The sequence below is a fragment of the Dactylosporangium sp. NPDC051485 genome (assembly GCF_040682015.1).
In the GTDB taxonomy this organism is placed as follows: Bacteria; Actinomycetota; Actinomycetes; order Mycobacteriales; family Micromonosporaceae; genus Dactylosporangium.
In genome coordinates, this window is sequence record NZ_JBFAZW010000198.1 from 1 (window position 1) to 10,573 (window position 10,573).

General features: G+C 74.9%; 5 protein-coding genes. All 5 read right to left on the reverse strand.

Features of this window, described 5'->3' with window-relative positions:
* Positions 1 to 3,909, reverse strand: a 3,909-nt coding sequence (locus AB0M46_RS49950; RefSeq protein WP_363348562.1) for a beta-ketoacyl synthase N-terminal-like domain-containing protein, incomplete at its 3' end; no start/stop codon positions are given.
* Positions 3,910 to 3,948: 39 nt separating this feature from the next.
* On the reverse strand, positions 3,949 to 8,811 hold the full coding sequence (locus AB0M46_RS49955; RefSeq protein WP_363348564.1) for a type I polyketide synthase: 4,863 nt from the start codon (positions 8,809 to 8,811) through the stop codon (positions 3,949 to 3,951).
* Positions 8,812 to 8,847: 36 nt separating this feature from the next.
* Complete coding sequence (locus AB0M46_RS49960) at positions 8,848 to 9,675, reverse strand: class I SAM-dependent methyltransferase (protein WP_363348566.1); 828 nt, start codon at positions 9,673 to 9,675, stop codon at positions 8,848 to 8,850.
* Complete coding sequence (locus AB0M46_RS49965; RefSeq protein WP_363348568.1) at positions 9,672 to 10,028, reverse strand: nuclear transport factor 2 family protein; 357 nt, start codon at positions 10,026 to 10,028, stop codon at positions 9,672 to 9,674. Before AB0M46_RS49965 ends, AB0M46_RS49960 begins: the two co-directional genes overlap by 4 nt.
* A gap of 14 nt (positions 10,029 to 10,042) precedes the next feature.
* Positions 10,043 to 10,573 (reverse strand): acyl carrier protein (locus tag AB0M46_RS49970; protein ID WP_363348570.1); only part of this gene is annotated, 531 nt, incomplete at its 5' end.

The following is a 10,573-nucleotide window of genomic DNA, read 5'->3' on the forward strand; positions in this document are numbered from 1 at the left end:
CGCCCCCCGGTCGGGGGGGCCCCCGCCCCGGGTCCCCCGGCCCCACGGCCCCTCGGCCGGCGCGCTGCCGAGCTCGGCCCGGACCAGGCGCGGGACGAGCACGGCGCCGTCGCGCAGCAGCAGCTGGGACTCCCCCGCCGCCACCGCGGCGGCCAGGACCGGGCCGAGGGCGTCCGGGTCGGCGGCGTCGTCCAGGTCGACCAGCAGCAGGCGGTCCGGGTGCTCGGCCTGGGCGGAGCGCACCAGGCCCCACACCGGCGCCATCGCCAGGTCGGCGCCGACCGCGTTGCGGGTCACCACCGCCAGGCGCGCGTCGGCGTTGTCCCCGTCGGCCAGCCAGTCCTGCAGCTCGGCCAGGGCCCGCTCCAGGTTCGCGCGCACCGCCGCCGGCACGCCGTCGGCCGGGGCGCCGCCGAGCAGCAGGATCTCGGGTCCCGGTGCCTCGGCGTCCCGCAGCGGCAGGGGCGTCCACTCGATCGCGTACAGGTCGTCGGCGGCCTGGGCCGAGCGCAGCGCCTGGGCCGAGACCGGGCGCAGGACCAGCGACTCGATCACGGCGACGGGCCAGCCGTCGGCGTCGGCCGCCTCGATGCGCACCGCGCCCTCCCCGGCCGGGGTGACCCGCACCCGCAGCCGGGGCGCGCCGACGGCATGCAGGCAGACACCGGTCCAGGCGAAGGGCAGCCGCACGTCGCCGTTGGCCGGGAAGAAGTCGCCGAACCCCATGGCGTGCAGGGCGGCGTCGAGCAGGGCCGGGTGCAGGCCGTAGCGGGCGGCGTCGGCGTGCAGGTCGTCGGGCAGCGCCACCTCGGCGTAGACGGCGTCGTCGCGGCGCCACACCGCCCGCAGGCCCTGGAACGCCGGGCCGTAGCCGTAGGCGAACTCGGAGGCCCCCGCGTAGAAGCCCTCGACGGAGACAGCGACAACGCCGGTCGGCGGCCAGGCGGCGAGGTCTTCCGCGGGCGGCACGGGCTCGTCCGGCCCGAGCAGGCCGGTGGCGTGGCGCGTCCACGGGGAGTCGGCCGACTGGGAGTACACCGCCAGTTCCCGTCGCCCGGCGTCATCGGGGGCGCCGAGACGAACCTGCACCTGTACCGCGCCCCGCTCCGGCAGCACCAGCGGCGCCTCGAGGGTCAGCTCGGCCAGCCGGCCCACGCCCGCCTCGGCCCCGGCCCGCAGCGCCAGCTCCACGAACCCGGTCCCGGGGAAGAGCACCGACCCGAGCACCGCGTGGTCGGCCAGCCAGCCGGTCGCCCCGACCGAGAGCCGCGCGGAGAACACCGACTCGTCCGACCCGGCCAGCCCGACCATCGGCCCGAGCAGCGGGTGGTCGCTCCCCGACGGGGCCGTGCCCCGGGAGGCCAGCCAGAACCGCTCCCGCTGGAACGCGTACGTGGGCAGGTCCACCGCCCGCCCCTCGGCAAGCGGCCACTCGACCGCAACCCCGCGCGCCCACACCCGCGCGGCAGCCTCGACCACCCCGAGCACCTCGCCGGCGTGCTTGCGAACCACGGGAATGCACTCATCCACGACGGGCGTGAGCACCGGCGTAGGACTCACTTCCAGGAACGTGACCGCCCCCATCGCCGCCACGCTGTCGGCGAACCGCACCGTCTCCCGCACATGCCGCACCCAATACTCGGGTGAGGTCCACTCCTGCGATACCACCGGAATCTGCGGCTGGGAGAACGTCAGCGTGGAAACCACCTCGGCGAACTCGGGCAGCATCGGCTCCATCAACACCGAATGAAACGCATGCGAAACCCGCAGCCTCCGCGTCCGCACCTCCAACTGCGCCACAACCCGGTCGACGGCTTCGGCGGTCCCGGACAGCACCACAGCCTCGGGACCATTCACCGCCGCGAGATCCACGTCGCCGTCCAGCAACGGCGCCACCACGTCCTCCGACGCCGCAACCGCAACCATCACTCCACCGGGCGGCAACGCAGCCATCAACCGGCCACGCGCCGACACCAAAGCGCAGGCGTCTTGCAGCGACAGGATCCCCACCACGTGCGCGGCCGCGATCTCACCGATGGAGTGCCCGCCGACCACATCCGGGCGGATGCCCCACGATTCGAGGAGCCGGAACATGGCCACCTCGAAGGCGAAAATGCCGCACTGCGCGTAGAAGGTGTTCGCCAGACGGCCCTCATCCGTACCGAACACAACGCCCGGCAGCGACGGATCCAGCTCCGCACACACCTGCGACCACGCCTCGGCAAAGACCGGGAACGCCTCGATCAGGTCACGGCCCATGCCGAGCCGCTGGGCGCCCTGGCCACCGAACACGAAACCCAGACGGCCGGGCCGGACTACATCCTTGACCTTTTCGTCGCCAAGAAGAACCGCTCGATGCTCCAGCGCCGCCCGGCCCCTCGCGAGGGTCCAGGCCACGTCGGCCAGCGGCACCTCGTCGGAGAGTGAGTCCTTGAGGCGCTCGACCTGCGCGGCCAGCGCGCGCTCCGTGCGGGCCGAGATCAGCAGCGGCAGGACGGGCAGCAGCGGCTCCGCGCTGGGCGCGTCCGACGGCTGGGCCTGCTCCAGGATCACGTGGGCGTTCGTGCCGGAGATGCCGAACGACGAGATGCCCGCCCGGCGCGGACGGTCCAGATCCGCCCAGGGGCGGGACTCGGTCAGCAGCCGCACCGCGCCCGCGGACCAGTCGACGTTGGGCGTCGGGGCGTCGATGTGCAGGGACCGGGGCAGGACGCCGTGGCGCAGCGCCATGACCATCTTGATGATGCCGGCGACGCCGGCGGCGGCCTGGGTGTGGCCGATGTTCGACTTGACCGAGCCGAGCCACAGCGGACGGTCGGCGGGGCGGGACCGCCCGTACGTGGCCAGGAGCGCCTGGGCCTCGATCGGGTCGCCCAGGGTGGTACCGGTGCCGTGGGCCTCGACCGCGTCCACGTCGGACTCCGCCAGGCCGGCCACGGTCAGGGCGGCCCGGATCACGCGCTGCTGGGACGGGCCGTTGGGGGCGGTGAGGCCGTTGCTGGCGCCGTCCTGGTTGATGGCCGAGCCGCGGACCACCGCCAGGACGCGGTGGCCGTGTCGCTGGGCGTCGGCGAGGTTCTCGACCAGGAGCATGCCGATGCCCTCGGCGAAGCCGGTGCCGTCGGCGGCGGCCGCGAAGGGCTTGCACCGGCCGTCGCGGGCCAGCCCCCGCTGGCGGCTGAACTCGATGAACATGCCCGGGGTGGGCATGATGGTGACGCCGCCGACCAGGGCGAGGGTCGAGTCGCCGGAGCGCAGCGACTGGATCGCCACGTGCAGGGCGACCAGCGAGGAGGAGCACGCGGTGTCGACCGTGACCGCGGGCCCCTCCAGGCCGAGCGTGTAGGCGACCCGGCCGCTGGTGACGCTGGTGGCGCTGCCGGTGCCGAGGTACCCGTCGACGCCGTCCGGCACGTCGTCGAGCCCTTCGGCGTAGCCGAGGGAGGCGCCGCCGACGAAGACGCCGGTCCGGCTGCCGCGCAGCGAGTGCGGGTCGATGCCGGCCCGCTCGATCGCCTCCCACGCGGTCTCCAGCACCAGCCGCTGCTGCGGGTCCATGGCCAGGGCCTCGCGCGGGGAGATGCCGAAGAAGCCGGCGTCGAAGCGGCTCGCGTCGGCGAGGAAGCCGCCCTCCAGCGTGTAGGAGGCACCGGGCCGGTCCGGGTCGGGATCGTAGAGCGCGTCGAGGTCCCAGCCGCGGTCGGCCGGGAACGCCGAGATCGCGTCCGTGCCGGAGCGGACCAGCTCCCACAGATCCTCCGGCGAGGCGACGCCGCCGGGGAACCGGCAGGCCATGCCGACGATCGCGACCGGGCCCGGCTGCTCCAGCTCCTGGATCCGCCGGCGGGCCCGGCGCAGGTCGGTGGTGGCCCGCCGGAGGTAGTCGCGGAGCCTGTCCTCAGCTTCCATTGCCGTTGCGCTCCCTCAGTCGTGCGTTCGGCGTTCGGTTCAGGGCGTCTCGAGCTCGTCGTCGAGCAGCTCGAACAGTTCGCTGTCGGTGGCCTCCGCCAGGTCCTCTTCCCCGCCGTCGTCCGCCGCGCCGCCGCCCCACCGGCCCAGCAGCGTGCGCAGCCGGGCGGCGACCGCCGCGCGGGTGCCGGCGTCGGCCCCCTCGACGGCGTCGAGGTCGGCCGCGAGCTGGTTGATCCGGTCCAGCACCGAGGCGACCGGGGACTCGTCGCCGAGCAGCTGCTCGCGCAGGTACTGCGCGAGGATCACCGGGGTCGGGTAGTCGAACGCCAGCGACGGCTGCAGCGCCAGGCCGGTGGCCGCGCCGAGCCGGTTGCGCAGCTCGACGCCGCCGAGGGAGTCCAGGCCGAGGTCGCGGAACGCCCGGTTGGGCTGGACGAGGTCGAGCATCCCGCCGTCGGCCGCGCCGTGGGACAGCACTGCGGCGGCGTGCCCGCACACCAGGTCGAGCAGCACCCGGTCGCGCTCGCCGGCCGCCAGCCCGGCCAGCCGCTGGGCCAGCGCGGAGGGCTCCTCCGGCGCGGCGCCCGCCCCGGCCGCGCCCGGCTCGGCCCGCCGGGGCTCCAGGCCGCGCTTGGCGTCGGGCAGCAGGTCGAACAGGTGGGTGCGCCGCCCGGCCGCGGCGCCGAGGCCGAAGGTCTCCCAGCGGATGTCGATGAGCACGACGGTGGTCTCGTCCTGCTCGAGCACCTGCTGCAGGGCGGCGGTGGCGACCGCGGGCGGCAGCTCGTAGACGCCCTGCAGCCGGGCCCGCTCGGCGGCGCCGCCGGAGGCCATGCCGGCCCCGCCCCAGGTGCCCCAGGCCACCGAGGTGGCGGGGCGGCCCTGGGCCCGGCGGAACTCGGCGAACGCGTCGAGGAAGGTGTTGCCCGGCGCGTAGTTGGCCAGTCCGGCCGTGCCGAATGTGGCGCCGGAGGAGGAGAACAGCACGAACGCGTCGAGGTCGGCCCCGCGGGTGAGCTCGTCGAGGTTGACCGCCCCGGCCGCCTTGGCCCGCAGCGCGGTGGCGATCCGCTCGGGGGTGAGCGACTCGATCATGCCGTCGTCGAGCTGGGCCGCGGTGTGCACGACCGCCCGCAGCGGCTGGTCCGCCGGGATCCGCGCGAGCACGGCGGCCAGCGCCTCGCGGTCGCCGACGTCGCAGGCGGCCATGGTGACCGCGGCGCCGCTCCCGGCCAGGTCGGCGGCCAGCTCCGCGGCGCCGGGGGCGTCGCCGCCCTGCCGGCTCAGCAGGAGCAGGTGCTCGGCGCCGCAGCGGGCCGCCCAGCGGGCGACCTGCCCGCCGAGGCCGCCGGTGCCGCCGGTGATGAGCACGGTGCCGCGGGGGCGCCACTCGCGGGCGGGCGGGGTGTCGCCGAGCTGGTCGCGGACCAGCCGGCGGACCAGCACGTCCCAGTTGCGCACGGCCACCTGGTCCTCGCCGTCGACCCCGGCCAGTACCGCGGCGAGCTTCTGACCGGCCGCGTCGTCGAGCCGCTCGGGCAGGTCGACCAGGCCGCCCCACAGGCGCGGGTGCTCCATCGCGGCGACCCGGCCGAGGCCCCAGGCGAGGGCCTGCCCGGGCCGCTGCAGCTTGTCGGTGCGCCCGACGGAGACGGCGCCCCGGGTCGCGCACCACAGCGGGACCTCGACGCCGGTGGTGTCGGCCGCGCGCACCGCCGCTTGCAGCACGGCGACGGTCGCGGCGTAGCCGGCGGGGACCTCCGGGTGGGCGGCGAGCGGGCGCTCGTCGAGGGCGAGCAGGGACAGCACGCCCATCAGGTCGTAATGGTCGTAGTAGGCGTCCTGCAGCGGCAGCGCGATCGAGTCGGGGTCGGCGGTGGCGGGGTCGACGGTGTGCCGTACCACTGTCGCACCGTGCGCAACGAGGGCCCGCTCGCAGGCGTCGACGGCCTCCGCGGCCACCCCGCCGACGGGCTCCAGCAGCAGCCAGGTGCCGGACATGACCGGCGGGCTGGTCTCCACGGCGGCCCAGACGATGCGGTAGCGCAGCGCGTCGAGGACGGCGCGGTCGCGGGAGCGGCGGCGCCAGTCGGCGAGCATCGGCAGGGCCGGTTCCAGAAGGTCCGCCTCGCCGCGGCCGCCGAGCGCCTGGGCGAGCAGGTCGACGTCGGCCTGCTCGACGGCGGCCCAGAAGCGGGCCTCTTCCTCGTCGTCGGCCGCGGGGGCCGCCGCCGCCTTCGGCTCGGGGGCCTCCAGCCAGTAGCGGCGGCGCTGGAACGGGTACGTCGGCAGGTCCACCCGCCGCCCACCCTCGAGCAGCGCCCCGAAGTCAACCCCGATCCCCTGCGCCCACGCCTCACCCAGCGAGGCGACCAGCCGCCGCAACCCGCCGTCATCCCGACGGAGCGTCCCCACGCCGAGCGCGAGGACCGGGTGGGCACTGCACTCGATGAACCCATCGAGCCCGAGGCCACGCGCGGTGTTCACGGCATCGTCAAACCGCACCGGCTGCCGAAGATTCGTGTACCAATATGTCCCATCCAACTGGGACATATCCAGCACCTCGCCGGTCACCGCAGATATGAACGGAGTTCGACCCGCCGCTGGCCTGATATCCGCTAGGTCAGCCAGAATCTGCGCACGCAACTCCTCCACCTGCGGCGTATGCGACGCATAATCCACAGGGATCCGCCGCACCCGGACGTCATCGCCGCAGGAGGCCATGAACTCGTCCAACGCCTCAACGGAGCCGGCCACCACCGTCGCCGACGGACCGTTGACCGCCGCGATCGAGATCCGGTCGTCGATCAGCTCACGCACCCGGTCCACCGGCACCGCAACCGAGACCATCCCGCCCTTGCCGGCAATAGCCCGCAGCGCCTTCGACCGCAACACCACCACCCGCGCCCCATCCACAATGGACAGACCACCGGCAACCACCGCCGCCGCGATCTCACCCTGCGAATGACCAATCACGGCCGCCGGGACCACACCGTGCGACTCCCAGACCGCGGCGAGGGAGACCATGACCGCCCACAAGACGGGCTGGACCACGTCGACCCGCTCCAACAACTCCGGGTCGGTCAACGCCTCCCGCAGCGACCAGTCCACCAACGGGGCCAGGGCCCGCTCGCACTCGGCGAACACCGGGGAGTCGGCCAACAGCTCGGACGCCATCCCGACCCACTGCGAACCCTGGCCCGGGAAGACGAACACCGCTCGCCGCGGCTCACCGGCAAAGCCCTCCAGGACGTTCGCCGCCGGCTCGCCCGCGGCCAGCGCCACCAGGCCCGCCAGCGCCTCGGCGCGGTCCGCGGCCACCACGACCGCCCGGTGCTCCAGCGCCGCCCGGCCGGTCGCCAGCGAGGCCGCCACGTCGAGCGGGCTCAGCTCCGGGTCGCCGGCCAGCCGCCGCTCGAGCCGGGCCGCGGCCGCCCGCAGCGCGGCGGACGAACGGGCCGAGACGACCAGCGGCACCGGACCGTTGTCCTGCCCGGGGGTGTCCGGCGCGGCCGGCGCCTCCTCCAGGATCACGTGGGCATTGGTGCCGCTCGCGCCGAAGGCCGAGACGCCCGCGCGGCGGGGCCGGTCGGCCGCCTCCCAGGCCCGGCCCTCGGTCAGCAGCTCGACCGCGCCGGCCGACCAGTCCACATTGGACGTCGGCACGCCCGCGTGCAGCGTCGGCGGCATGGTGGCGGCCCGCAGGCTCTGGACCACCTTGATGACGCCGGCGACCCCGGCCGCCGGGCCGGCGTGGCCGAGGTTGGACTTGATGGAGCCGAGCCACAGCGGGCGGCCGGCGGGCCGGTCGCGGCCGTAGGTGGCGAGGAGGGCCTGGGCCTCGATCGGGTCGCCCAGGCGGGTGCCGGTGCCGTGGGCCTCGACCAGGTCGACGTCGGCCGGGCCCAGCCGCGCGTTGTCCAGCGCGGCCAGGATGACCCCCTCCTGGGCCGGCTCGCTGGGCGCGGTGAGCCCGTTGCTGGCGCCGTCCTGGTTGGTGGCCGAGCCGCGCACGACGGCCAGCACCGGGTGGCCGAGGCGCTGGGCGTCGCCGAGCCGCTCCAGCAGGAGCATGCCGACGCCCTCCGACCAGGAGGTGCCGTCCGCCGCCTCGGAGAAGGACTTGCAGCGCCCGTCCGGCGCGAGCGCCCGCTGGCGGCTGAACTCGACGAACGCGGCCGGGGTCGGCATGACCGAGGCGCCGCCGGCCAGGGCCATCGCGCACTCGCCGGTGCGCAGCGCCTGGACGGCCAGGTGCAGGGCGACGAGCGACGAGGAGCAGGCGGTGTCGACGGTGACCGCCGGGCCCGAGAGGCCCAGGGCGTAGGCGACCCGGCCGGAGGCGACGCTGGTCATGTTGCCGGTGCCGAGGTACCCCTCCATGCCCTCGGGCAACTCGTCGAGGCGGGAGAAGTAGTCGGTGGCCACGGCGCCGACGAAGACGCCGGTGCGGCTGCCGCGCTGGGCGGACGGGTCCAGGCCGGCCCGCTCGAAGGCCTCCCACGCCGTCTCCAGCACGAGCCGCTGCTGCGGGTCCATCGCCAGGGCCTCGCGGGGCGAGATGCCGAAGAAGGCGGCGTCGAAGTCGGCGGCGTCGTGCAGGAAGCCACCCTCGCGGACGTAGCTGTGCCCGAGGGCGTCCGGGTCGGGGTCGTACAGGTCCGGGTCCCAGCCGCGGTTCGTGGGGAAGCCGGAGACGGCGTCGACGCCGCCGGCGACGAGCGCCCAGAGCTCCTCCGGGGTGCTGACCCCGCCGGGGTAACGGCAGGCCATGCCGACGATGGCGATCGGCTCGTGGCCGGCCGCCTCCACCTCGCGCAGCCGCTGGCGGGTCTGGGTCAGGTCGGACATCGCCCGGCGCAGGTACTCCCGCAGCTTGTCCTCGTTACTCGTCGCCATGGTCGGCGCTTCCTCTCTTGCCGAAGCCGAACGGGGTCAGAAGCCGATGCACACGAGCCGGCTGAACCGGCGCAGCTTCGGGGACAGGTGCATGAGCCGGGAGATGAGGATCGAGGTGAAGGGCATCCGGCCGATGTACGGCGAGCCGACGATGAACCACTCCTGCTCGAGCGTCAGCCCGGGCGCCCAGGCGGTGACGTCGTTGATGTCGTCGACGCCCCAGCGCAGTTCGGCGCCGGTGGCCTGAATGGTCTGGTGCCGGTTCATGGAGCGGATGGCGATGGTGTTGTAGACGTCGAAGACGAACTCGCCATGGCCGAACCGTTTGGTGACGCGCTCGACCAGCGTGCGCATCTCGGCCTCGGTGAGCAGCATCGTCAGGCCCTCGGCCACGACGATGACCGGGCCGCCGGCCGGGATCTCGTCGAGCCAACCCTCGTCGGTGACGTCGGCGCCGATGTACCGCTGCCCCCGCGCCGCCGGGTAGAGGCGCCCCGCCAGCTCGACGACGTCGGGAAAGTCCACGTCGAACCATGCCGAGCCGCCGGGGCGTTCGACCCTGTCGCAGCGGCGGTCCAGGCCGCAGCCCAGGTGCAGTACCGTGGCGGAGGGATGGGCGGCGAGGAACTGGGCCGTCCAGTCGTCGAGCTGCTTGGCCCGGATCACCATGGCGATCGCGTCGTCGGTGCGCACCCGCAGCTGCGCGTAGTCGTAGTCCAGCCGCTGCGCCGCGGCGGCCGCCGAGCGGTCGCCGAGCACCGGCTTGGCCGCGGCGCAGTCCAGCGCCTTGGCGTGCAGCGAGACGAGCAGCGTCTTGCGCTCGCGCTCGAAGTCGGCCTTCTCGAGGTTTCCGGTCGTGCTCAACGGTCTGTCCCTTCCAGGATGCGGAGCTGCTCGATGAGCCCGGTCGGGCCGATGCGCAGGATCCCGATCGCGGGGCGGTCCGGGCCGCCGCCGCGGCTCACGGTGTGCGGCACGACGACCTGCCGGTCGTCCTGGGCGGCGACCATGAGGCCCGTCTCGATGCGGACCTGGTCGCGGATCTGCGCGGCGGCGTAGTCGCGCTGGGCGTCGCGGCCGCGGCGGGCCGGCCTGCCCAGCGGGTGCTCGATGCGGCCCTCGGGGGCGAACAGCTCGACGACGGCGTCGGCGTCGCCGTCGTTGAGCCGCCGGAAGTAGTCCGCGGCGATCGCCTTGCGGCGCGGTTCGTCGGGCATCACGGGCGCTCCCCTCACGCGTTCCCGGCCGGGCCGAGCTCCCGGTCCAGGAGCTCGAACATGTCGTCGTCGGTGACCGACTCGGCCGACATCCAGTCGACGGCCGGCGGTTCCTCGGCGCGGTCCCACTTGCGGACCAGTGCCTGTAGCTGCTTGAGCACGCCGTCGCGGACGTCGCCGGCGGCGGGCAGGGCGGCCAGCGCCGCGTCGAGGCGGCGCAGTTCCTCGGCGGCCGGCGGCTCGGCCTCGGCGGCCGGGGCGATCTCGGCGCCGAGGTGCCGGGCCAGGTCGGCCGGCGTCGGGTACGTGAACACCAGCGTCGGCGGCAGCCGCAGCCCGGTCGCGACCGTGAGCCGGTTGCGCAGCTCGACCGCGGTGAGCGAGTCGAAGCCGATCTCGGTGAACGCCCGCGCGGTGTCGACGGCGCCGGCGGAGGCGTGGCCGAGCACCGCGGCGACGTGCCCGCGGACCAGGTCGAGCAGCGCGTGCTCGCGGTCGGCGGCGGACAGGCCGGCGACCCGGCGGGCCAGGGACTGCGCCGCGTC